At 65.4% G+C, this 23,982-nt stretch carries 21 protein-coding genes and 1 tRNA gene; 13 read left to right on the top strand and 9 right to left on the bottom strand.

Features of this window, described 5'->3' with window-relative positions:
* Positions 1–37: 37 nt before the first annotated feature.
* From HNE04_RS01295 to HNE04_RS01260, 8 genes are all read left to right on the top strand, one after another.
* The gene (locus HNE04_RS01295) at positions 38–790 is read left to right on the top strand and encodes a glycosyltransferase family 2 protein (RefSeq protein ID WP_172216029.1); all 753 of its coding nucleotides are present in this window, start codon (positions 38–40) and stop codon (positions 788–790) included.
* The gene (locus HNE04_RS01290; RefSeq protein ID WP_172216027.1) at positions 787–1,632 is read left to right on the top strand and encodes a glycosyltransferase; all 846 of its coding nucleotides are present in this window, start codon (positions 787–789) and stop codon (positions 1,630–1,632) included. The genes HNE04_RS01295 and HNE04_RS01290 overlap by 4 nt, the downstream gene beginning before the upstream one ends.
* A 50-nt stretch (positions 1,633–1,682) precedes the next feature.
* Positions 1,683–2,933, top strand: a complete 1,251-nt coding sequence (gene tolB, locus HNE04_RS01285; protein ID WP_235964741.1) for a Tol-Pal system beta propeller repeat protein TolB — start codon at positions 1,683–1,685, stop codon at positions 2,931–2,933.
* A 31-nt stretch (positions 2,934–2,964) separates the two neighbouring features.
* Positions 2,965–3,495 carry a peptidoglycan-associated lipoprotein Pal gene (gene pal, locus HNE04_RS01280; protein ID WP_172216023.1) on the top strand — a complete coding sequence of 177 codons (531 nt, stop codon included), beginning with the start codon at positions 2,965–2,967 and terminating at the stop codon, positions 3,493–3,495.
* Positions 3,495–4,286 (top strand): tol-pal system protein YbgF, encoded by a 792-nt coding sequence (ybgF, locus tag HNE04_RS01275; RefSeq protein WP_172216021.1) that lies wholly within the window; start codon positions 3,495–3,497, stop codon positions 4,284–4,286. Before pal ends, ybgF begins: the two co-directional genes overlap by 1 nt.
* Complete coding sequence (locus HNE04_RS01270; protein WP_172216020.1) at positions 4,287–5,075, top strand: tRNA threonylcarbamoyladenosine dehydratase; 789 nt, start codon at positions 4,287–4,289, stop codon at positions 5,073–5,075.
* Between the two features lie 13 nt (positions 5,076–5,088).
* Positions 5,089–5,164: transfer RNA gene (locus tag HNE04_RS01265), tRNA-Lys, on the top strand.
* A gap of 52 nt (positions 5,165–5,216) precedes the next feature.
* Positions 5,217–5,867: a hypothetical protein gene (locus HNE04_RS01260; RefSeq protein WP_172216018.1), complete on the top strand. Its 651-nt coding sequence runs from the start codon at positions 5,217–5,219 to the stop codon at positions 5,865–5,867.
* Between the two features lie 2 nt (positions 5,868–5,869).
* Here HNE04_RS01260 and HNE04_RS01255 read toward each other — a convergent pair whose 3' ends face one another.
* From HNE04_RS01255 to dapC, 9 genes are read right to left on the bottom strand one after another with little or no spacing between them, the layout of a single operon-like run.
* Complete coding sequence (locus HNE04_RS01255; RefSeq protein WP_172216016.1) at positions 5,870–6,409, bottom strand: hypothetical protein; 540 nt, start codon at positions 6,407–6,409, stop codon at positions 5,870–5,872.
* A 24-nt stretch (positions 6,410–6,433) separates the two neighbouring features.
* A complete protein-coding gene (locus HNE04_RS01250) occupies positions 6,434–8,380 on the bottom strand; it encodes an ABC-F family ATP-binding cassette domain-containing protein (protein WP_172216015.1) in 1,947 nt (648 codons plus the stop codon).
* A 4-nt stretch (positions 8,381–8,384) separates the two neighbouring features.
* Positions 8,385–9,503, bottom strand: coding sequence for an AIR synthase related protein (locus HNE04_RS01245; RefSeq protein WP_172216014.1), 1,119 nt, complete (start codon positions 9,501–9,503; stop codon positions 8,385–8,387).
* Positions 9,504–9,536: 33 nt separating this feature from the next.
* The gene (locus HNE04_RS01240; RefSeq protein ID WP_172216013.1) at positions 9,537–10,781 is read right to left on the bottom strand and encodes a cystathionine gamma-synthase family protein; all 1,245 of its coding nucleotides are present in this window, start codon (positions 10,779–10,781) and stop codon (positions 9,537–9,539) included.
* A gap of 52 nt (positions 10,782–10,833) precedes the next feature.
* On the bottom strand, positions 10,834–11,706 hold the full coding sequence (prmB, locus tag HNE04_RS01235; RefSeq protein WP_172216012.1) for a 50S ribosomal protein L3 N(5)-glutamine methyltransferase: 873 nt from the start codon (positions 11,704–11,706) through the stop codon (positions 10,834–10,836).
* The gene (gene dapE, locus HNE04_RS01230; protein WP_172216011.1) at positions 11,706–12,875 is read right to left on the bottom strand and encodes a succinyl-diaminopimelate desuccinylase; all 1,170 of its coding nucleotides are present in this window, start codon (positions 12,873–12,875) and stop codon (positions 11,706–11,708) included. Before dapE ends, prmB begins: the two co-directional genes overlap by 1 nt.
* 6 nt (positions 12,876–12,881) lie before the next feature.
* Positions 12,882–14,039 (bottom strand): PilT/PilU family type 4a pilus ATPase, encoded by a 1,158-nt coding sequence (locus HNE04_RS01225; RefSeq protein ID WP_172216010.1) that lies wholly within the window; start codon positions 14,037–14,039, stop codon positions 12,882–12,884.
* A gap of 10 nt (positions 14,040–14,049) precedes the next feature.
* Entirely contained in the window at positions 14,050–14,874 is an 825-nt protein-coding gene (gene dapD / locus HNE04_RS01220; protein WP_172216009.1) for a 2,3,4,5-tetrahydropyridine-2,6-dicarboxylate N-succinyltransferase, read from the bottom strand.
* Positions 14,875–14,878: 4 nt separating this feature from the next.
* Positions 14,879–16,072: a succinyldiaminopimelate transaminase gene (dapC, locus tag HNE04_RS01215; RefSeq protein ID WP_172216008.1), complete on the bottom strand. Its 1,194-nt coding sequence runs from the start codon at positions 16,070–16,072 to the stop codon at positions 14,879–14,881.
* A gap of 147 nt (positions 16,073–16,219) precedes the next feature.
* Between dapC and HNE04_RS01210 the strand changes: the two genes are divergently transcribed.
* From HNE04_RS01210 to def, 5 genes are all read left to right on the top strand, one after another.
* Positions 16,220–16,675, top strand: coding sequence for a hypothetical protein (locus HNE04_RS01210; RefSeq protein ID WP_172216006.1), 456 nt, complete (start codon positions 16,220–16,222; stop codon positions 16,673–16,675).
* A 166-nt stretch (positions 16,676–16,841) separates the two neighbouring features.
* A complete protein-coding gene (gene smc, locus HNE04_RS01205) occupies positions 16,842–20,357 on the top strand; it encodes a chromosome segregation protein SMC (protein WP_172216004.1) in 3,516 nt (1,171 codons plus the stop codon).
* On the top strand, positions 20,354–21,379 hold the full coding sequence (locus HNE04_RS01200) for a cell division protein FtsZ (protein WP_172216002.1): 1,026 nt from the start codon (positions 20,354–20,356) through the stop codon (positions 21,377–21,379). The genes smc and HNE04_RS01200 overlap by 4 nt, the downstream gene beginning before the upstream one ends.
* Before the next feature lie 3 nt (positions 21,380–21,382).
* Positions 21,383–23,449, top strand: coding sequence for an NAD-dependent DNA ligase LigA (gene ligA / locus HNE04_RS01195; RefSeq protein ID WP_172216000.1), 2,067 nt, complete (start codon positions 21,383–21,385; stop codon positions 23,447–23,449).
* Positions 23,436–23,975 carry a peptide deformylase gene (def, locus tag HNE04_RS01190; RefSeq protein ID WP_172215998.1) on the top strand — a complete coding sequence of 180 codons (540 nt, stop codon included), beginning with the start codon at positions 23,436–23,438 and terminating at the stop codon, positions 23,973–23,975. The genes ligA and def overlap by 14 nt, the downstream gene beginning before the upstream one ends.
* Positions 23,976–23,982 lie beyond the last annotated feature (7 nt).

Below are 23,982 nucleotides of genomic sequence, written 5' to 3'. Positions count from 1 at the left end.
TGAACCTCAAATTATCTTCGACTTGCAAGAGCGTCCCTTGGCCACGAGCCTGTCCGTCATCGTCATCACCCACAATGAGTCGGCGCGATTGCGCGCCTGCCTGGAGTCCGTCGCCTTCGCCGATGAGGTGGTGGTGGTCGATAACGGCAGCACCGACGACACCGTGGCGATCGCCCGGGAGATGGGGGCACGGGTCACCCAGACGGCCGACTGGCCGGGCTTCGGCCCCCAGAAAAACCGCGCGCTGGACTTGGCCACCCGCGATTGGATCCTGTCCATCGACGCCGACGAACGGGTCACCTCCCGGCTGCGCGAACAGATACAAGCCGCCATCGGCGCGCAGCAGTTCGATGCCTACATGGTCAATCGGCGCTCCAGCTACTGCGGCCAGTACATGGCGCATTCGGGCTGGTACCCGGATCGCCTGCTGCGGCTGTTTCGGCGCGGGACCGGCCGTTTTTCCAACGCGCTGGTGCATGAGGCGCTGGAGGTCAAAGGGGCGGTGGGCCAGCTGGAAGGCGAGTTGTTGCACGAGAGCTATGCCAACTTCGAGGCCGTCCTGGACAAGATGAACCGCTACTCCACGGCCGGCGCGCAGGCCCTGCATCGCAAGGGCGTCAGGGGCTCCCTCGGCAAGGCCCTGGGCCACGGCCTGTGGGCGTTCCTGCGAACCTATCTCTTCAAGCGCGGGTTCCTCGACGGGCGCCTGGGCCTGGCCCTGGCCGTTTCCAACGCCGAGGGCACGTACTACCGCTATCTCAAGCTGTGGCTGCTGCAGCGCAACGCATGAAGGTCGGGTTCGTCGTCCTCACCTACAACCGATCGGATGCCCTGCTCGCAGTGCTGCGCGGTTTGGCACCCCAGTGCGGCGCCGATGCGGTGGTGGTGGTCGCCGACGATGGGTCGCGGCCGAAGCATGTACAGGCCCTCCAGCGCGGCTTGCCGCCCTTCGCTTGCCCGGTGCGCCATGTCTGGCATCCGGACACCGGGTTCACTGCCGCTCGCACGCGCAATCTGGGCGCACACCACGCACAGGCCGACTACCTGATTTTCCTGGATGGCGACTGCGTGCCGGGGCAGGGCTTTGTCGAACATCACCTGCGCCTGGCGCAGGAAGGGCATTTCCTGAACGGCAGCCGCGTTCTGCTGTCGGAGACTTTGAGCCGGCGAATTCTGAGCGGCGAAGTGCAACCCGCCGACCTGCGCCCGTCGGACTGGCTGCGCCTGCGCCTTTCCGGCGACGTTAACAAACTGACGCATCTTCTTTACTGGCCGGGTGCGCCGGGCCGTGTACAAGACGGGTTTTCCTGGAAAGGCATCCGCAGCTGCAACTTCGGCGTCTGGTATCGTGACTTCGAGGCCGTCAACGGCTTCGACGAGACCTTCAACGGCTGGGGGCACGAGGATGCGGACCTGGTGCTGCGCCTGCATAACCATGGGCTGCGGCGCAAGAACGGCTTTCTGGCCACCGAGGTGTTCCACCTCTGGCACCGGGAACACAGCCGGGCACAGGAGGCGGACAACCGCGAACGGGTGTTGCAGCGCATGCAAGGGGGGCTGGTGCGCGCCGAGGTGGGGGTGGCAGAGCTGGCCGACAGCCCCGCCGCCACCGTGACTGAACTGAATCGATGATGGAGAGACTAAGAAGCATGAAAAATCCTGCGCAGTGGCGGCGACGCCAGATGGTGGGCCTTCTGGGCGCGGCGGCGGTCATGCCGGCGCTGGCCCAGTTCCGTGTCGAAGTAACCGGCGTGGGCTTGACCCAATTGCCCATCGCCATCGCCCCATTTCGCGGCGAAGCGCAAGCACCGCAAAAGATTGCGGCGATCGTCCAGGCCGACCTGGAGCGAAGCGGCCAGTTCCGCGCCATCGACTCCGCCGGCGCCGCCCTGGATGAAACCAGCCGTCCCGACGTGACGCCCTGGCGCCAGAAAGGCGCCGATTCGCTGGCCGTGGGCAGCGTGGCCCGCCTGGCCGATGGGCGCTACGACGTGCGCTTTCGGCTGTGGGACGTGGTGCGCGGCCAGGACCTCGGCGGCCAGAGCTACGCCGTCACCACGGCCGATCTGCGTCTTGCGGCACACCGCATCGCCGATTTCATCTACGAGAAGCTCACTGGCGAAAAAGGCGTTTTCTCCACCCGCATCGCCTACGTGACCAAAGCCGCCAATCGCTATAACCTTTGGGTAGCCGACTCCGACGGCGAGAACGCGCAGTCGGCGCTGGCAAGCGGAGAGCCCATCATCTCGCCGGCCTGGTCGGCCAACGGGGCGCAACTGGCTTACGTTTCTTTCGAATCGCGCAAGCCCGTGGTCTACGTGCACGAGGTCGCCAGCGGCAAGCGCCGGCTGATCGCCAACTTCCGCGGTTCCAACAGCGCGCCGGCCTGGTCGCCCGATGGCCGCACCCTGGCAGTGACGCTCAGCCGGGATGGCGGTTCGCAGCTGTACACCATCGACGCCAACGGCGGCGAGCCGCGGCGCCTGACCCAATCGGCCGGCATCGACACCGAACCGCTTTATTCGCCCGATGGGCGCAGCATCTTCTTCGTAAGTGACCGCGGCGGCGCGCCGCAGATCTATCGCATGCCCGCAGGTGGCGGCAATCCCGAGCGCGTTACCTTTACGGGGGGTTACAACATATCGCCCACCCTCAGCCCCGACGGCCGGTGGCTGGCCTACATTTCCCGCATCAGCGGGGCCTTCAAGCTCCAGGTGATGGAACTCGGCAGCGGCACGGTGACCTCAATCACTGACACCAGTGCCGACGAGAGCCCGAGTTTCGCGCCCAATGGCCGCCTGATTGTCTATGCAACACGGCAAAATGGCCGTGAAGCGCTGATGACCACGACGCTCGATGGCAAGATCAAGGCTCGCCTGGCCGGCCAGGGTGGCGACATCCGCGAGCCGGACTGGGGTCCTTTCCAGAAATGAAACCAACATGAAACTAGCAGAAGGAACTTGGATGATGAAACGCATGCTCCCGGCTTTGGCCGTCGTGATCGCTCTGGCGGGTTGCTCCAGCGTCAAGCTTGATGACGTTCCGGTGGAAGACAAGCGCGCCGGTGGCGTCACCGGCCAGCCGGGGCCCGGAACGGGCGGGGGACAAAGCAGCGTGGCGCCCGTCGTCACCGATCCCGCGGCCGCTACCCGTTCCGGCCCGGTCAACGTGGCGCGCATCGTCTACTTCGACTACGACAGCTACGTCATCAAGCCGGAGTTCCAGAACCTGATCGAGGCGCACGCACGATTCCTCAAGGCCAACAACGGCCGCAAGATCGCGATCGAGGGCCATACCGACGAAAGAGGCGGGCGCGAGTACAACCTGGCGCTGGGCCAGCGGCGCGCCGAGGCCGTGCGCCGTTCGCTCGGCCTGCTGGGCGTGACGGACAGCCAGGTCGAAGCCGTGAGCTTCGGCAAGGAAAAACCCGCCGCGCCGGGCAGCGACGAAGCTTCCTGGGCGCAGAACCGCCGCGCCGAGATCGCCTACCGCTGATGAGCATCCACCGCAATCCATCCCCCTGGCGCCACACCGCTGCGGCCGTCGCTGCGGCACTCTGCCTGGGCGCCAGTTCGCTGGCGTCGGCGGCCCTGTTCGAGGACGACGAAGCCCGGCGCGCCATCCTCGAGCTGCGCCAGCGCACCGAGGCCCAGCGCCTCAACGCCGAGCGGGTGGCCGAGGAGCAGCGCCAGGAAATCAGCCAGCTGCGCCGCAGCCTGCTGGAATTGCAGACGCAGATCGAAGCGCTGCGCGGTGAAATCGCCCGCCAGCACGGCCAGAACGAGCAGCTGCTGCGCGAGCTGGCCGACATCCAGCGGCGCCAGAAGGACATCGCCCAGGGCGTGGACGAGCGGCTGCGCAAGGTCGAACCCGCCAAGGTGTCGGTGGACGGGCGTGAGTTCATCGCCGACCCCACCGAGTCCCGCGATTTCGAGGCGGCCCTGGCGATCTTCCGCAAGGGCGAGTTCCCGGCGGCGCAGGCCGCCTTTGCCGACTTCATCAAGCGCTATCCGCAAAGCGGTTTCCGGCCCACGGCTCTGTTCTGGCTTGGCAATGCGCAGTACGCCAACCGCGACTACCGCGGGGCCATCGCGAATTTCCGCGCTTTGCTGACCGCGTCCCCGGATCATCCGCGCGCACCCGAGGCCGTGCTGTCCATCGCCAACTGCCAGATCGAGCTGAAGGACAACGCCGGCGCGCGTCGCACGTTGGACGAGCTGGTCAAGGCTTATCCGCAGTCCGAAGCGGCCGTTGCAGCCAAAGAACGGCTGGCGCGCTTGCGCTAGGTGACCCACCTCGACGAAACCGCCGATCTCCAGCGCCGCTTCGGCGGGCTGGAGCGCCTCTATGGTGTTGCGGGCGCAGCGGGCATACGTTCGGCGCACGTGGCGGTTGTCGGCATTGGAGGCGTAGGCTCCTGGGCGGCGGAAGCCCTGGCGCGCAGCGGTGTCGGTGAGCTGACCCTGATCGACCTGGACCACGTGGCCGAATCCAATATCAATCGCCAGGTCCACGCACTGGAAGGCACTCTCGGCCAAGCCAAGGTGCAGGCGATGCAGGAACGCATCGCGCAGATCAACCCCGGATGCGTCGTGCACGGCGTCGAAGAGTTCGTGGAGCCGGAGAACTGGCCGCAGTTGCTGCCTGCGGGCGTGGACGGCGTGATCGACGCGTGCGACCAGGTCAAGGCCAAGGTCGCCATGGCCGAGTGGGCGCTGAAGGCGCGTGCGCTGTTCATTTCGGTAGGCGCAGCCGGCGGCAAGCGCTTGGCGCACAAGGTGGATGTGGACGATCTGGCCAACACCACCCACGACCCGCTGCTCGCCCAACTGCGTTATCGGCTGCGCAAGTTCCATGGCGCGCCGCGCGAAGGCAAGAAAATCGGCGTCGCCTGTGTCTTCAGCCGCGAGGCCGTGGCGCCCCCGGATCCGTCCTGCGCCATCGAGGGCGATGGTTCGCTCAACTGCCACGGCTATGGATCAGTGGTCAGCGTCACGGCAACTTTCGGGCAATGCGCGGCCGGGTGGGTGCTCGATCGCCTCGCAGCTTCGAAAGCGCTGAATTCGACGATATAATCATAGGCTTTGCGGGACGTTAGCTCAGTTGGTAGAGCAGCGGACTTTTAATCCGTTGGTCACAAGTTCGAATCTTGTACGTCCTACCAGTTCTCTTAAGAGGGACAGGCTGTCATGGCCTGTCCCTTTTTCTCTTTGCCCGTGAGCGACAGCATGCCCAGAGGTTTCCGCGAGTTGGATGTCACAAGCACAGCCGCTATCGTTTCCTGGTTTGGGTTCGCCATTTGGGCCACCTACTTGGTTTTCGTCGAGGGTTACGTTCAGCTCTACGCCGAGAACGGACTGATCGAGACCACGCAGGCGTATCTGCTGGCGGCCGCGTGCGGCATTTATCTTGCGACTTTGGCGCTCGAAAAACGCTCGGACAAGCTGCTTCTTCTGGCTTGTTCGCTGCTTTGCTACGGCTTCATACTCAGGGAAGTGGACGTCGAGACCTTTGATATCCCTCGCGCGCTTGTATTGATCTGGTCGGGCGTGGGCCGGAACACGACCCTGGCGGCGGCCATCCTGGCAATCTGCCTGTATGCCGTGCTGACCGATCTGGCCCACTACCGAAAGGCAGCCGCTGCGTTTTGCAGGTCAGTGCCAGGCGTGCTGCTGATGGCAGGCGGTGTGTTCCTCATCATTGGGGAACTCATCGAGAAGAACAAGATGATCGGCCAGCGTGTCTTCTTCGAGGAAATGGCTGAGCTCCTCGGATACGTCCTGATCCTGTTGTCGTCCATCGCAGCGAATGCTTATTTGAGCGGAATGTCGATTCGCTCCATGCGTCCCGGCAAGCTGCGCGGCTGAACTCATGCGTCACGCGGCTCGGGAGCGCTGAGAGCCGGCAACGGGTCCTTGGCGGGCGCCGGCAGTGCCAGTTGCGCCATCTGGTACACGCGCACGCAATCCTTGATGTGCTCCTCGCCCAGGTAGCGGATGGCTGTGTATCCCATGATCGCCGCCACGGCCTGGCCCGCGAGCGGCACGTACTTGGCGGCCTGTCTGGCGGTGAGGCGCTTGCCGACGGTCTGGGCCATGCGGATGACCAGATCGCGAGTGACAAACTTGCCGACCACGACCGAGCCGACCATCGCCAGCGCCTTCTGGACCTGCTCGCGCTTGTGGGCGGGCAGCGAGTCGAGCTGCGCCGGGGTCAGGCCGAATTGCGCGTTGATGGCGGGAACCAGCCGCGAGAGCAGTGCGGCGTCCACGGCCCAGTCCAGGCCAGGCACAGGAACCGCGCTGGCAGCGGCGCCCACGAGGGCCCGGCGGTTCAGCAGCTTGCGGCTGCGGCGCACCGCGTCCATCAGGATAGCGTTGCCTTCGGCGAGTTGCAGCGAGGTAGCCATGACGCCAGTGTGGCGCAAGTGACGCTAGCGCGCTGTTTCAATCGCTTCGATGTCGCCGGAAAGCAGTAGCCAGCGCTCTTCCAGCTCATGCAATTCGTCGCTGAGGGTCTTCAAGCGCTTGCCTGCCTGGGCAATTTCGGCCGGCGGCAGGGAGGTGGCCATGCGCGCCTCGAGCCCGGCTTTCTCGGCGTTCAGCTCAGCCATTCGCTTTTCCGCTTGTTCCAGTTCACGCTTGAGTGGCTTGGCGCGCTGCGCATCCTGCTTGGCCGGCGCCGGGGCGGGCATCGGAGGGGGCGGGGCTGCAGCGAGGTTCTCCTGCCGTGCCAGCTCACGCAGGCGCTTGGATTCGTCCAGCAGGTAGCGCTGGTAGTCGTCCAGGTCGCCGTCGAAGGGCGAAACCTTGCCCCGGCCGACCAGCCAGAACTCGTCGCACACAGCCCGCAACAGGTGCCGGTCGTGGCTGACCAGCATGACCGTGCCTTCGAACTCGTTCAGGGCCATCGACAAGGCCTCGCGCGTCGCCAGATCCAGGTGGTTGGTCGGCTCGTCCAGCAGCAGCAGGTTGGGGCGCTGCCAGACCATCATGGCCAATACCAGGCGGGCTTTTTCGCCGCCGCTCATGGTGCCGACGGTCTGCTTGACCATCTCGCCCGAGAAATTGAAGGTGCCCAGGAAGTTGCGCAAGTCCTGCTCGCGGCCGGATTCGCCGGAGTTCGGCCCAGCCTCGCGCGCCAGCCGGAACATGTGCTCCAGCGGCGTATCCTGCGGCCGCAGCACATCCAGTTCCTGCTGGGCGAAATAGCCGATGTTCAGGCCCTTGCCTTCGGTGATCGTGCCGCCCAGCGCGGCGATATCGCGCGCGATAGTCTTGACCAGGGTGGACTTGCCCTGGCCGTTGGCACCCAGGATGCCGATGCGCTGGCCCGCCATCACCGAGCGGCTCACGCCGCCGACGATGAGCTTGGGCTGGCCGTCCACCATGTAGCCGAACTGGCCTTCGTTGATGGCCAGCATGGGGTTGGGCAGGTTGGCCGGCTCCTTGAACTCGAAGGTGAACTCGGCGTCGGCCAGCACTGGCGCGATCTTCTCCATGCGCTCCAACGCCTTGACCCGGCTCTGCGCTTGTTTGGCCTTCGAAGCCTTGGCCTTGAAGCGATCGATGAACTTCTGCAGGTGGGCGATCTTTTCCTTCTGCTTGGAAAACGCCGACTGCTGCAGTTCCAGCTGCTGCGAGCGCAAGGTTTCGAACGCGCTGTAGTTGCCGCCGTAGCGCGTGAGCTGCTGGCGTTCGATGTGCAGGGTGACGTTGGTCACCGCATCGAGGAACTCGCGGTCGTGGCTAATCACGATCATGGTGCCGGCGTAGCGCTTGAGCCACGCCTCCAGCCAGACCAAAGCGTCCAGGTCCAAGTGGTTGGTGGGTTCGTCGAGCAGCAGCAAGTCGGACGGACACATCAGGGCGCGCGCCAGTTGCAGCCGCATGCGCCAGCCGCCGGAGAAACTGTTGACGGGTTCGTACAGCTGCGCCGTCGTGAAGCCCAGGCCCAGGATCAGCGACTGGGCACGGGGCACGGCATCGTGCTCGCCCGCGTCGGCCAGGTCGGAGTGCAAGTGGGCGATCTCCATGCCGAGCTCGGCGTTGTCCATGTCCTGGTCGTGGCGTTCTTCAGCGCGGGCCAGGGCATCGCGCAGTTCGACCAGCCGGGTATCGCCGCCCAGCACGAAGTCGGTCGCCGGCTCCTCGGTTCCCGGCATGTTCTGGGCGACCTGGCCCAGCCGCCATTGCGAGGGCATGGAAAAGTCGCCACTGTCTTCGTGCAGGGTGCCGTTGATGAGGCCGAACAGCGTGGACTTGCCCGCGCCGTTGCGCCCGACCAGGCCGACCTTTTCGCCGGGGTTCAGGGTGACGGACACGTTGTCCAGCAGCACCTTCGCGCTGCGGCGAAGGGTGAGATTCTTCAGAATGATCATGGGGTCAGCGCAGCTGCAGCTCGTCGCCGCCGAATTCCACGCCGAGTGGCTCGATGACGACGCGCTTGGCGCCTTGCTCGATGTGGCCGGCTATCAGGGCGGGGATGCCCAGGCCTTGGGCGATCTCGACTGCCTTCGATGCGTCGGCTGCGTCCAGGTACAACGCGAAACCCGCGCCCATGTTCAGCGTGCCATAGGCTTCGTGGTCATCCAGGCCGCATTCGCGTTGCATGAAATCGAGCACCGCGGTTTTCGGGGGGAGGGCGGTGATGCGGTAGGTCAATGCCTTGGGGTGGCGCATCAACTTGCGCCAGCCATGGCCGGTGACGTTGGCGCTGTAGTGCGGCACGATGCCCGCTGCCGCCAGAGCTTCGGTCACGGGTGAATACAGCACCGTGGGCGCAAGCAGGGCCTCGCCGTACTTCAGTCCGCCACCGATGTCGGTGTTGTAGCCCTCAGGCAGCCGCTCGGCCAGCTTGCGGGCGAGTGACAAGCCGTTGGCGTGGATGCCGCTGGAAGCCAGCAGCACGATGGCGTCGCCGGCGCCGAGCTTGTCGCCCAGCGACAGGCGAGTCTTGGGGCTGACGATGCCGGTGCACGAGGCCGCCAGGTCGACCCGGCCGTCCGCGACGATGCCGGCCAGCGCCGGCGTTTCGCCGCCGCCCCAGGCGACGCGGCAGGTGTCGCAGGCCTTCTTCCAGCCGGCTACCAGGGCTTGGGCGCGCGCGGCGTCCTTGAACCAGTCGGAGCCGCCGGCCGCCCAGTACGCCTGCACCACCAGTGGCGTCGCGCCGACGGTGATGAGGTCGTTGACGGCCATGGCGATCGTGTCCTGGGCAATGCCGTCGTAGTAGCTCTTGCCGGTGAGCCTTGCCATGTCGTCGGCCACCAGCGTCTTGGTGCCCAGGCATTCGACGATGGAGGCCAGGTACATCGGTCCCACGTCGACCACATAGGCGGACTCGCCGCGGGAGGCGGCGACTTCGGAAAAACCGTGGCCACCCAGGTGGGCACCGGTCTGGGCGGCGGCTCGCTGGGCGGCGATCTTCAGCGGATCGATCAGGTCGTAATTGACGCCGGCCTGCTCGTAGGTCAAGGGCGGCACGGGCGTGGGTGAACTCATGGGAATGCTAAGGCGGAGGGGGAAAACCCTCGATTATCCCCTTTGCGCGAGTCGCCCGAACGCTTGTCCGAAGTCTGCCAGCAGATCCTCCCTGGATTCGATGCCCACCGAGACGCGAATCAGCGAGTCCGCGATCTCCATGCTGGCGCGCTGCTCGGCGCCCATTTCCCAAAAGATGGTGCGCGCCACGGGCAGGGCCGAGGTGCGGTTGTCGCCCAGATGGCTGGACTTGATCACCAGCTCCAGCGCGTTCAGCACCTCCGACGGATCGACACCGTCGACGGTCTCGAAACTCAGCAGGGCGCCGAAATCCTTGAACAATGCCTTGGCCCGCGCATGTTGTGCATGGCTGGCCAATCCCGGGTAGTGCACCTTGGACACCAGCGGCTGGGCCTGCAGCCATTCGGCCAGAGCGCGCGCGTTGGAGCAAGCTCGCTCCATGCGCAGCGAAAGCGTCTCGGCGCCAGCCGCGATGCGATGACCGTGTTCGGCGCTGAGCGTGGCGCCCATGTCGCGCAGGCCCTTCTTGCGAATCTGGAGCAAGCCCCATGTCGTAGGCGGGCCCTTGCGGTAGGCCGGCAGCAGATGCGGATAGCGGCTCCAGTCGAACAGGCCGGTATCGGAGATCGAGCCGCCCAGCGCATTGCCATGGCCGCAGATCGATTTGCTCAGCGAGTGCATGACCAGCGAGGCGCCCACGGCCTTGGGCTGGAACAGGTGAGGTGTGGACATGGTGCTGTCCACCACATACAACAGGCCGTGCTGCGCGCACAGCTTGCCGATGCCCTCCAGGTCCGCCACCTGGGTGCGTGGATTGGCCACGGTCTCCACGAACACCAGGCGCGTTTCCGGGCGCAACGCCGCTTGTACGTGGGCTGCTTGGGTGGCATCGACCAGGCTCACCTCGCAGCCCATCTGCGTCAGGGTGTTCATCCAGCTGGCGGTATTGCCGAACAGGAAGCGGCTGGCCACTACGTGGTCGCCCTTTTTCAGCAGGGCCATCATGGTCGAGCAGATCGCGGCCATGCCGGTGGCAAAGCAGACGGTGCCCACGGCATCTTCCATCAGGCTGATCTTGGTTTCGAGCACCGCCGTCGTGGGGTTGCCTTGCCGGCCATAGACATGGCCGGAACGCTCGCCCTGGAACACAGCCGTGAGTTCCTCGGCCGTGGAATAGCCATACGCCGTGGCGATATGCAGGGGTTTGAGCACGGCGCCATGCTCGACCGAACCCAGCCGGTCGGCATGCAGGATGCGGGTAATGATGTCTTTTGCCATTTCGGTATTGTCATCCCGGACTCGATCCGGGATCCATGCCGTGGATTGCCGGTCAGGCCCGTAACGACAGCAATTCTTCGCGCGTGACGAGCAACACCTGATCTTCGCCCGCGCTGGTTTCCAGCCAGACCGCCTCCAGCCTGGGAAATGCGGTCTCGAAATGCACGCGCTCATTGCCGATCTCCAGCACCAGCACGGCTTGCTCGTTCATGTGATCCGGCGCGTCGCGCAACAGCGCGCGGATGAAATCCATGCCGTCGGGACCACCCGCCAGCGCGAGTTCGGGCTCGGCCAGGTATTCGGCAGGCAGCTGCGCCATGCTCTTTGCATTGACGTAGGGGGGATTGCAAAGGATCAGGTCGTAGGGTCCTTTTACCGATCGCAACCCGTCGGATTCGATCAGGCGGATGCGATCCTGCAACCCGTGCCTGTCGACATTGATGCGGGCGACTTCCAGGGCCTGCGGCGAAATGTCCGCCGCATCCACAGTGACGTCGGGGTAGGTCATCGCCGCCAGCACGGCCAGGCTGCCGTTGCCGGTGCACAGGTCCAGCACACGGACGGTGTGCTCCCCCAGCCAGTAATCGATGGCGCCGTCGGCCAGCAGTTCGGCGATGAAGCTGCGCGGCACGATGGCCCGTTCGTCCACGTAGAAGGGCACGCCTTGCAACCAGGCCTCGCGGGTCAGGTAGGCGGCGGGCTTGCGGCTGCGGATGCGCTCGGCAACCAGCTCGCGCACGCTGTCTTCCTGCTGCGGCGAGACGGCCATATTGGCGACGCCGTCCAGGTCGTCCAGGGGCAGCCCAAGTTGCCACAGCACCAGCCAGGCTGCTTCGTCGAAGGCGTTGTGGGTGCCGTGGCCGAAGGCGACGCCGGCATCGGAGAGCTGCGCGGCGCTCGCCTCGACGAGTTCGACCAATCGCATTACTTCAGCGCCGCTTCGAGGTTCTCGAGGGTGCGGCGGTAGATGTTCTTCAGCGGCTCGATGTCCGCGACACGCACGTGCTCATCGATCTTGTGGATGCTGGCATTGATGGGCCCGAACTCAATGACCTGGGGGCAGATGCGCGAGATGAAGCGACCGTCGCTGGTGCCACCGGTGGTGGACAACTCGGTCTCGATCCCGGTTTCGGCACGGATCGCATTCTGGATCGCACCGACCAGTTCACCCGGCGTCGTGAGGAAGGGCAAGCCGCCAACCACCCAGTCGAGCTGATAGTCCAGGCCGCGGCGGTCCAGCACCTCGTGCGTGAGCTTTTGCAGGCCTTCGGGCGTGGACTCCGTTGAATAGCGGAAGTTGAAATCGACGACCACCGTGCCGGGGATCACGTTGCCGGCGCCCGTTCCGCCATGGATATTGCTGATCTGCCAGCTGGTGGGCTGGAAGAAGTCGTTGCCCCAATCCCATTCGATGGTCGCCATTTCGGCCAGTGCCGGAAGCGCGAGGTGGATCGGGTTTTTCGCAAGCTGGGGATAAGCGATGTGGCCCTGCACGCCCTTGACGGTGAGCTTGCCGCTCATGCTGCCGCGCCGGCCGTTCTTGATCATGTCGCCGACCCGCTCGACACTGCTCGGCTCGCCCACGATGCAGTAGTCCAGCCGCTCGCCGCGCGCCTTGAGCTGCTCGCAAACCACCACCGTGCCATCGACGGCCGGGCCTTCTTCGTCGCTGGTGATCAGCATGGCGAGAGACAGCGCCGGATCGGGGTGGGCGGCCAGAAATTCCTCGGCCGCGACCACGAAGGCGGCGATGGAGGTTTTCATGTCGGCCGCGCCACGGCCAAAGAGCTTGCCGTCGCGGTGCGAAGGCGTGAAAGGGTCGCTGGTCCACTGCTCCAGCGGACCGGTGGGCACCACGTCGGTATGTCCGGCAAACACCAAGGTGCGGCCCGCGCCCGCTTTGCCCTCGAGCCGGCCACGGCGCTTGGCCCACAGATTGGTCACGCGGAATTCGGCTGGCCCGCTTTCGATGGTTTCGCACGCGAAGCCGAGGGGCGTGAGCCGATTGCCGATGATCTGTTGGCACTGCGCATCGTCGGGCGTGACGGAGCGGCGCGAGATCAGCTGCTCGGTCAGGTGCAGGGCTCGGGTCATCTTGGGCTAGTGTTTCACGTCGAGTGTGATTTCGGTGAAGGACGGCTCGTCGGCCATGTCGTCGTCCGAGGCGCCGTCTTCCACTTCGGCCTTGTCCTTGCCCACGAAGTCGTTCTGCAGGCGCCACTGGAGGTTGGTGGGAGAGTCGGCGTAGGCCAGGCCCTCCTTCTTGTCCACGGTGCCCTCGATGATCAGCCGGGCAATGTCCTGCTCGAAGGTCTGCGAGCCTTCGGCCATGGATTTTTCCATCGCTTCCTTGATACCGGAGAAGTCGCCTTTTTCGATGAGCTCGGAAATCAGCTTGGTGTTCAGCAGCACTTCGACCGCCGGGGTCCGGCTGCCGTGCACGGTGCGCAGCAGGCGCTGCGACACCACCGCCTTGAGGGCGGCGCCCAGGTCGCCCAGCATCGTGGGGCGCACTTCGACGGGGTAGAAGGACAGGATGCGGTTCAGTGCCTGGTAGCTGTTGTTGGCGTGCATGGTGGCCAGGCACAGGTGGCCCGACTGCGCATAAGCAATGGCGGCCGACATGCCTTCGCGGTCGCGGATCTCGCCGACCAGGATCACGTCCGGCGCCTGGCGCAGGGCGTTCTTCAGCGCGGTCTGCATCGATTTGGTGTCACTGCCCACCTCGCGCTGGTTGACCACGGACTTCTTGTTGGTGAACAGGAACTCGACCGGGTCCTCGATGGTGAGGATGTGGCCCGACACCTGCTCATTGCGGTAGTCCATCATCGAAGCCAGCGTCGTGCTCTTGCCGGCGCCGGTGGCACCCACCATCAGCAGCAGGCCGCGCTTTTCCATGATCAGGTCGCCCAGGATCAGCGGCACCGACAACGAGGCCAAGGGCGGGATGTCGGTGGTGATGTAGCGGATCACCGCGGCGTAGGTGCCGCGCTGGCGCATGGCCGAAACGCGGAAGTTTCCCACGCCGGGAATCGCGTGGGCCATGTTCAGCTCACCGGTTTCCTCGAGTTCTTCGATCCGTTTGGGAGGCAACACCTCGGCCAGCAGGGCCCTGGGTGCATCCGGGGGCAGGAGCTGGTTGTTGATCGGCAGGCACTGGCCGTTGATCTTGATCAGCGCCGGCGCATGGGCCGACAGATACACGTCCGATGCCTTCTTTTCGCCCATCAGGCGAAGAATCCGTTCCATTGTGGACATCAGTCCTCCGTTAGTCGCGCAGCAGGTCGTTCAGGCTGGTTTTGGCGCGGGTTTGCGCGTCGACTCGCTTCACGATCACCGCACAGTACAGGCTGTACTTGCCATCCGCGCTCGGCAGATTCCCGGAGACGACCACCGAACCTGCCGGGATGCGGCCATAAGTCACGGTGCCGGTGGCGCGGTCGTAGATCTTGGTGCTCTGGCCGATGTACACGCCCATGGAGATAACGGAGTTCTCTTCGACGATCACGCCTTCGACCACCTCGGAGCGGGCGCCGATGAAGCAGTTGTCCTCGATGATGGTCGGCCCAGCCTGCACCGGCTCCAGCACCCCGCCGATGCCGACGCCGCCGGAGAGGTGCACGTTCTTGCCGATCTGGGCGCAAGATCCGACGGTGGCCCAGGTGTCGACCATGGTGTTCTCGTCCACATACGCGCCGATGTTCACGTAGCTAGGCATCAGGATCGCGCCCTTGGCGATGAAGCTGCCGCGACGGGCAACTGCGGGCGGCACCACGCGCACGCCGGTGGCCGCCATGTCCTCCGGCGAGAGGTGAGCAAATTTGGTGGGCACCTTGTCGTAGAAGCCCAGGTCGCCGGCCCGAATGATCTCGTTGTCGCGCAGGCGGAAAGACAGCAGCACGGCCTTCTTGATCCACTGGTGGACCGTCCACTGGCCCACGCCCTGGCGCGTGGCAACCCGCAGCTGACCTTTGTTCATCTCGGAGATCACATGCTCCACGGCGTCTGCCACTTCCTTGGAAGCGGATTTGGCGGAAATGTTGGCGCGGTTCTCCCACGCGGTGTCGATGATTTGCTGGAGCTGTTGGGTCATTGCTTTACTTCGGTCTGGACTGGACGAACTGGACGATGCGTTGCGCGGCTTCCACGCATTCCGCGGTTTCGGCCACCAGGGCCATGCGGATGCGGCCGGCGCCGGGATTCGAGCCACCGCTTTCGCGGGCAAGGTAACTACCGGGCAACACCGTGACATTGTATTGAGCCAGCAAATCCCGGGCGAACTCAATGTCGCTTCCACGCACACCGGCCCATAGATAAAAGCCTGCGTCGGGCAGCTTGACGTCCAGCACCGCGCCCAGCATGGGGGTTACTTCAGCGAATTTGCGCTGGTAGAGGGCGCGGTTTTCGATGACGTGCTGCTCGTCGCCCCAGGCCGCGATGCTGGCTTTCTGGACCACCGGGCTCATGGCGCTGCCGTGGTAAGTGCGATACAGCAGGAACTGCTTGATGATGGCTGCGTCGCCGGCGACAAAGCCGCTGCGCATGCCGGGAACGTTGCTGCGCTTGGACAGGCTGGTGAAGGACACCAGGTTGCGGAAATCGGCGCGGCCCAGCTTGGTGGCGGCCTGCAGGCCCCCCAGCGGCGGCTCGTTGCCGAAATAGATCTCGCTGTAGCACTCGTCTGAAGCGATGACGAAGCCGTGGCGATCGGACAGTTCGAACAGTTTTTTCCACTCGGCCAGCGGCATCACGGCACCGGTGGGGTTGCCCGGCGAGCACACGAACAGCAGCTGGGTGCGGGCCCAGACCTCGATTGGCACGCTGTCCCAATCCACGGCGAAATTGCGGGCCGGGTCACTGGGTGCGTAGTAGGGCTCGGCCCCTGCGAGCAGCGCCGCGCCTTCGTAGATTTGATAGAACGGGTTGGGGCACACCACCATCGGCTTCTTGCCGGGGTCGATCACGGTCTGGGCAAACGCGAACAAGGCCTCGCGCGAGCCGTTGACCGGCAGCATCTGCGTGTTGGCATCCACCGCCATCAGCCCATAGCGGACCTGCAGCCAATGGCGAAACGCCTCGCGCAGATGCGGTTCTCCCGCCGTGCCCGGGTAGCTCGCCAGGCCATTCAGCGAGCCAACCAGGGCCTGCTTGATGAATTCCGGCGTGGGGTGCTTGGGCTCGCCGATGCCCAGGCTGATGGGCCGATAGGCGGAATTGGGCCTCACGCCCACGAAAAGTTGCCGCAGCCGCTCGAAGGGGTAGGGCTGCAGCCGGGACAAAAGGGGATTCATGCCTGGGATTATCCCGTCCATCAGGAGTAGCTCATTTCGATGCTTCGGGTACTTAAGATCGGTACATCATGCGTCATTTCGATACTTTTGCCCCGGCGCCGACAGAATCCGGACCACAAGCATGTGCTTGGGTCACCTGGAATCGCAATGAAGACTTCTTCGCGCCTTGTCCGCAAGGCATCGCTGGCGGCCATCGTCGCCGCGACCGGCATGCTGACCGGCTGCTATGTGGTGCCGGTGCACCCGCAGCCAGCCCCCTCGACCGGCATTTACTTACCCGCCACAGCGCCCGTGCCGGGGCCCGTCACTTTCTCGGCTCGCCTGTACCCGGTCAACGAAACAGCCGCTGTGTATGGCACGGTCATGGCGGCGGTGACGAACGACCTGAATGGCCGCGGCCACTTCAGCACCAACATCAACGGCGAGAGCTTCTCGGGCGAAGCCACGCGGGTGGCGGGTTCTTCCCGCGATGGCGTGGCCAATGGCGCAGGGCAACGCGGCAGCTACATCAACTGCCGCTACACCATGAACTCGCCGACGCTGGGTACGGGCACCTGCCGCCTGTCCAACGGCGCCGTGTTCAGTATGCACGTGGGCAGCTAGGAGCCGGTAAGAAAGCATTACATGGGGCCGACCGCCTTAGGATCAGGCGGCCCTGGCTTCGCCGGGGCGCCCGACCGGCGGGAGCGCCCCTGGAGCGCTCGGGTAACATCGTGCGTTTCGCGCGTGGCCAGGCCGCCGCGGACAGTTCAAACCACAGGCTTTTTGCGTGCGTCTCAATTCCATCAAGCTATCCGGGTTCAAGTCCTTCGCCGAACCCACCAACTTCATGTTGCCGGGCCAGCTGGTGGGCGTGGTGGGCCCCAACGGTTGCGGCAAGTCCAACATCATGGACGCCGTGCGCTGGGTGCTGGGCGAGTCGCGGGCCAGCGAGCTGCGCGGCGAGTCCATGCAGGACGTGATCTTCAACGGCACCAATACCCGCAAGCCGGCCTCGCGGTCGTCGGTCGAACTGGTGTTCGACAATGCCGACCACCGCGCCGGCGGCCAATGGGCCCAGTTCACCGAGATCGCCGTCAAGCGCGTGCTGACGCGCGACGGCACGTCCAGCTACTACATCAACAACCAGCCGGTGCGTCGGCGGGACGTACAGGACGTGTTTCTGGGCACGGGCCTGGGGCCTCGCGCCTACGCCATCATCGGCCAGGGCACGATCAGCCGGATCATCGAATCCAAGCCCGAGGAGCTGCGCCTGTTCCTCGAGGAAGCCGCGGGCGTGTCCAAGTACAAGGAACGCCGACGCGAGACGGAAAACCGGCTCACGGACACGCGCGAGAACCTGACGCGGGTCGAAGACATCCTGCGTGAACTCAACTCCAACCTCGACAAGCTGGAAAAACAGGCCGAGGTCGCGCAGAAATACAACACGCTGCAAGCCGAGGTCACGCTCAAGCAACAGCAACTGTGGTTCTTGAAGCGCGCCGAGGGCGAAGCCGACCAGGCCAAGGTGAAGGCCGACGCCGAGAAATCCGTCAACGACCTTGAATCGCGCGTGGCCGATCTGCGCCGCGTCGAGAGCGACCTCGAGACGATCCGGCAGGCGCACTATGCGGCCGGCGACCAAGTCAACCAGGCTCAAGGGCAGCTGTACGAAGCCAGCGCGGAAGTGGGCCGGCTGGAGGCCGAGATCCGCTTTGTGGTCGAGGGCCGCCAGCGCGTGGAGCAGCGCCTCGTCCAGCTGAAGGAGCAAACCACCCAGTGGGCCGCACGCAGGGACGATGCGGCCGCCGAAACCGAGAACCTGGCTGCGCAGGGCGTAGACGCCGAAGAGAAGGCAATGCTCCTGGCGGCCCAGGTCGAGGAGCAGGCCCAGCAGCTGCCCGATCTGGAAGAGGCTTTGCGCCAGGCGCAAGCCAAATCGAACGAGCAACGCACCGGAGTGGCCCAGGTACAGCAGCAGATCCAGGTGCTGGCAGCCGATCAACGCAACATCGAAGAGCAGTCCCGCCAGCTGAACCAGCGCCGTGAGCGCCTGGTGGTCGACCGCAACGCTCTCGCGGCTCCCGATGAAGCGCGCCTGACCAACCTCCAGGCGCAACTGGCTACGGCGCAGGAGGCCGCAGAAACCGCCGACGCCCGCCTGCACGAGTTGCAGGAACAGGTGCCGCAACTGGACGAAGACCGCCGCGGCCGGCAACAGGCCGTCAACAGCGAAAGCCACAAACAGGCTGACCTGTCGGCGCGCATGGAAGCCCTCAAGGCGTTGCAGGAAAAGGTCAAGACCGACGGCAAGCTTCGGCCCTGGCTGGCCAAGCACGGCCTCGAGGGATTGCAGGGCCTGTGGAGCCGAATCCATATCGAGCAGGGCTGGGAAAACGCGTTGGAAGGCGCGCTGCGCGAGCGCATGAATTCGCTCGAGGTGTCGCGGCTGGACATGGTGCGGGCATTCGGCAACGATCCCCCTCCGGCCAAGCTGGCTTTCTATAACCTGCCGCAAGCGGCCGCGCCGGATGGCGAGTCCGCCTTGCCACGCCTGTCCGACCTGCTGCGACTGAACGACGCCGGACAGAAAGCCCTGCTGGTTGACTGGCTGCACGGCTGCTACACCGCGCAGAGTTTCGAAGATGCGCTGGCCGCACGCGCCATGCTGCAGGCGGGCGAAGTGATCTACGTGAAGAGCGGCCATGCCGTCACAGCGCACAGCGTGAGCTTTTACGCGCAGGATTCGGAGCAGGCCGGCCTCTTGGCACGGCAGCAGGAAATCGAGAATCTCGAGAAGCAGCTGCGCGCGCAGGCCCTGATCGCCGAAGAGGCACGGTCGGCCCTGGTTCGCGCGGAGGCCGCGTACAGCGAAGCCTCGCAGCGGCTGGTATCGGCCCGGCGCGAAGCTGCGGAGACGCAGGACCGTGCCCATGAACTGCAAGTCGAGACGCTGCGCCTGACGCAGCTGGCCGAGCAGACCCGTGCCCGCAGCGAGCAGATCGCCGGCGACATGGCGGAACTCGATGCCTTGCTCGAAGAGCTGCAGGAACGCCGGGTCACGGCGGAGGCGCGCTTCGAAGAGCTGGACATGCAACTGGCCGACAGTCAGGAGCGGCACGCGCAACTCGGCGATCGCGTCATCGAGGCCGAGCGCAAACTGGCGGAATGCCGCGAGCAGCAGCGCAGCCTGGAGCGGCAAGCCCAGGAGGCTCAGTTCTCGCAGCGCTCGGTCGAGGCCCGCAAGGCCGAACTGCAGCGCGCCATCGAAACCGCCACCCAGCAGGCGCAATCGATCGCCGCCGAAGAAGAGCGCGCCAAGGAAGAACTCTCGCGCCTGACGGATGCGGCGGCCCAGGCCGGCCTGCAAAGCGCGCTGGCCTTGAAGCTGGAGCGCGAGCAGTCGCTGGGCGCCAAGCGCAGCGAATACGACGACCTTACCGCCAAGCTGCGGGCGAGCGACGAACGCCGGCTGCAACTGGAGCGCGAACTCGATCCCCTGCGCCAGCGCATCACGGAGTTCCAGCTCAAGGAGCAGGCGGCGCGGCTCGGCTTCGAGCAATACACGCAGCTCCTGGTCGATGCGCAGGCCGACCTCGAGGCGGTGGCCAGATCGATCGAGGAAGGAAAGGTCAAGCTGTCCGGCATGCAGGGCGACATCGACCGCCTGCACCGCGACATTGCCGCCCTGGGCGCGGTGAACCTGGCGGCGCTGGAAGAACTGACCACGGCGCGCGAGCGCAAGCAGTTCCTGGACGCGCAGTCGGCCGACCTGAACGAAGCCATGGCCACGCTGGAAGACGCGATCAAGAAGATCGACGGCGAAACGCGCGAACTGCTGGCCGGCACTTTCAACACCGTCAACGAGCATTTCGGCAAGATGTTCCCCGAGCTGTTCGGCGGCGGCAACGCTCGCCTGGTGATGACCGGCGACGAAATTCTCGATTCAGGCGTGCAGGTCATGGCCCAGCCGCCCGGCAAGAAGAACCAGACCATCCACCTGCTGTCCGGCGGTGAGAAGGCCCTGACGGCCATTGCGCTCGTGTTCGCGATCTTCCAGTTGAACCCCGCGCCTTTCTGCTTGCTGGACGAGGTGGACGCGCCGCTGGACGACGCCAACACCGAGCGCTATGCCAAGCTGGTGACCAGCATGAGCCGCGGAACCCAGTTCCTCTTCATCAGCCACAACAAGATCGCCATGGAAATGGCCGAGCAACTGATCGGCGTGACCATGCAGGAGCAGGGCGTTTCGCGCATCGTTGCGGTGGACATGGAGTCGGCCGTGTCCATGGCCGAGGCGGCTTGAGCAGTTTCACGCTAGGCCTGGCGATTCTGGGCGGGCTGGTGCTCGCCCTGCTGGTAGCCTACAACGCTTGGACATCGCGCAGGAACACGCCGCGCCAGCCGGAAGTCGCCATGGTGGTCGAGCCCCGGGCTCCGGCTGAACGCGAGGACCCGGTGTTCGACGACGCGAGCCTGGCCCCGCCGCTGCCCGCCATGGAGCGCAAACCTGGACTGGATGCGCTGATCGACGTGCTGACGCCGATCGTGGTGGAAGGCCCGGTTTCCGGTGACGCGGCGCTGGCCGCCATGCCGCCGACGCGCCGTGCCGGCAGCAAGCCTTTCGCCGTTGAAGGCTTCCACGACGCGACGCAGCAGTGGGAAACCCCGCAGGCAGGCCACCGCTACAGCGCCTTCCAGGCCGGCGTGCAGCTGGCCAACCGAACCGGCGCACTCAACGAGATCGAATTCTCCGAATTCGTGATGAAAGCCCAGGCCTTCGCCGATGCCATCAATGGCGCCCCCGATTTCCCCGACATGCTTGATGAGGTGGCGCGGGCGCGCGAGTTGGACCAGTTCGCCAGCGGCCACGACGCCCAACTCGGCTTCACGCTGCGCGCCACCAACGCCGCCTGGAGCCCCGGCTACGTGCAGCAGAACGCGGCTCGCCTGGGCTTCGTGCCCGGCGCGATCCCGGGGCGGATGGTGTTGCCGGCCAGCTCGCCCGGCGCGCCGCCCGTGCTGGGCCTGTCGTTCGACACCCAGGCTGCATTGGCCGACGATCCCGCCCAGTCGGCCCTGCGCGAGTTGACGCTCAGCCTGGACGTGCCGCAGGTACACCGCAGCGAGCAGCCCTTCGTTCGCATGCGCGAGTCCGCCATCGCCCTGGCAGCCGCCATGGAAGGCATCATCACCGACGACAACGGCGAGGTGATCCGCGCCGAAGGCATGGACGTGATCGGCTCGGACCTCGAGCAGCTCTACGACACGCTGGACGCGCGCGACCTGGCGGCGGGGTCGCCGTTGGCGCGCCGGCTGTTTTCCTAAGGTATGGCCGTCACCGCCAAAGTCCAGGAACGGGTCGATGCGCTGCGCGAGCTGCTGCATCACCATGCACACCGCTATTACGTGCTGGACGAGCCCGAGATTCCGGATGCCGAGTACGACAAGCTGTTTCGGGAATTGCAGGATCTGGAGGCGCGGCACCCCGAGCTGCTGACCCCCGGTTCGCCGACCCAGCGGGTGGGCGCGAAGCCGCTCGAAGGTTTCACCAAGGTGCGCCACAAGGTACCCATGCTGTCGATCCGCACCGAGACCGACATCGAGGCCAGCGGCGCCCGCAGCTTCGACGCCCGGGTGCGGCGCGAGCTGGGCCTGGCCGAATCGGCGCCGCCCATCGAGTACGTCGCCGAGCTCAAGTTCGACGGGCTGGCGCTCAACCTGCGCTACGAAAACGGCGTGCTGGTCCAGGCGGCGACCCGCGGCGACGGCGAAATCGGCGAAGAGGTCACGCAGAACATCCGCACCATCGGCCAGATCCCGCTGCGGCTGCCCAAGGACGCGCCGCCGGTGCTCGAGGTGCGCGGCGAGGTCTACATACGTCGCGACGACTTCGAAAAACTCAACGAACAGCAGCGCGAGAAGATCGCCAAGGGCGCCAAGGGCGAGAAGACCTTCGTCAATCCGCGCAATGCGGCGGCGGGTGCGGTGCGCCAGCTGGATCCGGGCATCGCGCGGCAGCGGCCGCTGAGTTTCTTTGCATATGGCTGGGGTGAAGTGTCGGCGCCGGAGCAGGGCGGCCCGGCATTCACCACGCACTTCGAAATGTTGCTGACGCTGCGCTCCTGGGGCTTTCCGGTTTCCACGCGCACCCAGGTCGCGACGGGTTCCGAAGAGCTGGTGGCCTTTCACCAGGCTGTGGGCAAGGAACGCGACAGCCTGCCATTCGATATCGATGGCGTAGTCTACAAGGTCAACAGCCTGGCCCTGCAGAAGCAGCTGGGCTTCGTATCGCGCGAACCGCGCTGGGCCGTCGCCCACAAGTACCCGGCCCAGGAACAGATCACCACGGTGGAATCCATCGACGTTTACGTGGGCCGCACCGGCAAGCTCACCCCCGTGGCGCGGCTGGCGCCGGTGTTCGTGGGCGGGGTCACAGTGACCAATGCCACTTTGCACAACGAAGACGAGGCTCGCCGCAAGGACGTGCGGGTGGGCGACACCGTCATCGTCCGGAGAGCCGGCGACGTCATCCCCGAGGTGGTGGCGGTGGTGCCTGAGAAGCGCGTGCACGAGGCCCAGCTTTTCACCATGCCACGCAAATGCCCGGTCTGCGGCTCCGAGGCGGTGCGCGAGGAAGGCGAGGCGGATTACCGCTGCACCGGCGGGTTATTCTGCGGCGCGCAACGCAAGCAGGCCATCCTGCATTTCGCGCAGCGTCGGGCCATGGACATCGAGGGCCTGGGAGAGAAACTGGTCGATCAGATGGTGGAGGGCAACGTCATCAAGACACTGCCCGACCTGTACCGCCTGGGCCTTTCTGCGTTGTGCAGCCTGGACCGCATGGCCGAGAAATCGGCGCAAAACGTCCTGGCGGCACTGGAGAAATCCAAGCACACGACCTTGCCGAGGTTCCTCTTCGGCTTGGGCATACGCCATGTGGGCGAGGCCACGGCCAAGGACCTCGCGCGCCACTTTGGCCAGCTCGACGCGATCATGGACGCCAGCGTGGAGCGCCTGCTCGAAGTGCCCGACGTCGGCCCCGTGGTGGCCGAGAGCATCCATAAGTTCTTCCAGCAGCCGCACAACCGCGAAGTGGTGGTGCAGTTGCGGGCTTGCGGCCTCACCTGGGAAGAAGGCGAGCCGGCCGCGCGGGCGCCCAAGCCGCTGGCCGGCAAGACCGTGGTGCTGACGGGCACCTTGCCGACGCTCAGTCGCGACGAGGCCAAAGACATGCTGGAAGCGGCCGGCGCCAAGGTTGCCGGATCGGTCAGCAAGAAGACCGACTACGTGGTTGCAGGGGCCGAGGCGGGCAGCAAGCTGGACAAGGCAAGGGAACTCGGCGTCGCCGTGCTGGACGAAGAAGGATTGAAGGGATTGCTTGATGGCGGTGCGTGAAATTATCAAGATGGGCGACCCGCGGCTGCTGCGCGTGGCCCAGCCGGTGACGGAATTCGATACCGACGAGATCCACCTACTGGTCTCCGACATGTTCGACACCATGCGCGCCGTCGATGGGGCGGGCCTGGCCGCGCCCCAGATCGCCGTGGACCTGCAACTGGTGATCTTCGGCACCGAGGCCGTGAATCCCCGCTACCCCGACGCGCCGCTGGTCCCTCGCACGGTGCTGCTCAACCCGGTCATCACGCCTATCGGCGACGAGGAGGAAGAAGGTTGGGAGGGGTGCCTGTCCGTCCCAGGGTTGCGTGGCGTCGTGCCACGCTGGTCACGCATCCGCTATACCGGCTTCGACCAATACGGCGACGCTATTGATCGCACCGTCGATGGCTTCCATGCGCGCGTGGTGCAGCACGAATGCGATCACCTGATCGGCAAGCTCTACCCCATGCGGGTGCGCGACTTCAGCAAGTTCGGCTTCACCGACGTCCTGTTCCCGGGACTGGACGCGGGCCAGGACGACTAGGGGCTCG

This window comes from Caenimonas soli, from assembly GCF_013155545.1.
GTDB lineage: Bacteria > Pseudomonadota > Gammaproteobacteria > Burkholderiales > Burkholderiaceae_C > Ramlibacter > Ramlibacter soli.
This window is presented reverse-complemented; position numbering and strand designations above follow the sequence as displayed.

Excerpts from the sequence above, each read along its gene's own strand:
- HNE04_RS01290 (WP_172216027.1), top strand. The coding sequence starts at position 787 with ATGAAGGTCGGGTTCGTCGTCCTCACCTACAACCGATCGGATGCCCTG.
- tolB (WP_235964741.1), top strand. The coding sequence starts at position 1,683 with ATGGTGGGCCTTCTGGGCGCGGCGGCGGTCATGCCGGCGCTGGCCCAG.
- pal (WP_172216023.1), top strand. The coding sequence starts at position 2,965 with ATGATGAAACGCATGCTCCCGGCTTTGGCCGTCGTGATCGCTCTGGCG.
- ybgF (WP_172216021.1), top strand. The coding sequence starts at position 3,495 with ATGAGCATCCACCGCAATCCATCCCCCTGGCGCCACACCGCTGCGGCC.
- HNE04_RS01255 (WP_172216016.1), bottom strand. The coding sequence starts at position 6,409 with ATGGCTACCTCGCTGCAACTCGCCGAAGGCAACGCTATCCTGATGGAC.
- HNE04_RS01250 (WP_172216015.1), bottom strand. The coding sequence starts at position 8,380 with ATGATCATTCTGAAGAATCTCACCCTTCGCCGCAGCGCGAAGGTGCTG.
- HNE04_RS01245 (WP_172216014.1), bottom strand. The coding sequence starts at position 9,503 with ATGAGTTCACCCACGCCCGTGCCGCCCTTGACCTACGAGCAGGCCGGC.
- HNE04_RS01240 (WP_172216013.1), bottom strand. The coding sequence starts at position 10,781 with ATGGCAAAAGACATCATTACCCGCATCCTGCATGCCGACCGGCTGGGT.
- prmB (WP_172216012.1), bottom strand. The coding sequence starts at position 11,706 with ATGCGATTGGTCGAACTCGTCGAGGCGAGCGCCGCGCAGCTCTCCGAT.
- dapE (WP_172216011.1), bottom strand. The coding sequence starts at position 12,875 with ATGACCCGAGCCCTGCACCTGACCGAGCAGCTGATCTCGCGCCGCTCC.
- HNE04_RS01225 (WP_172216010.1), bottom strand. The coding sequence starts at position 14,039 with ATGTCCACAATGGAACGGATTCTTCGCCTGATGGGCGAAAAGAAGGCA.
- dapD (WP_172216009.1), bottom strand. The coding sequence starts at position 14,874 with ATGACCCAACAGCTCCAGCAAATCATCGACACCGCGTGGGAGAACCGC.
- dapC (WP_172216008.1), bottom strand. The coding sequence starts at position 16,072 with ATGAATCCCCTTTTGTCCCGGCTGCAGCCCTACCCCTTCGAGCGGCTG.
- HNE04_RS01210 (WP_172216006.1), top strand. The coding sequence starts at position 16,220 with ATGAAGACTTCTTCGCGCCTTGTCCGCAAGGCATCGCTGGCGGCCATC.
- ligA (WP_172216000.1), top strand. The coding sequence starts at position 21,383 with ATGGCCGTCACCGCCAAAGTCCAGGAACGGGTCGATGCGCTGCGCGAG.
- def (WP_172215998.1), top strand. The coding sequence starts at position 23,436 with ATGGCGGTGCGTGAAATTATCAAGATGGGCGACCCGCGGCTGCTGCGC.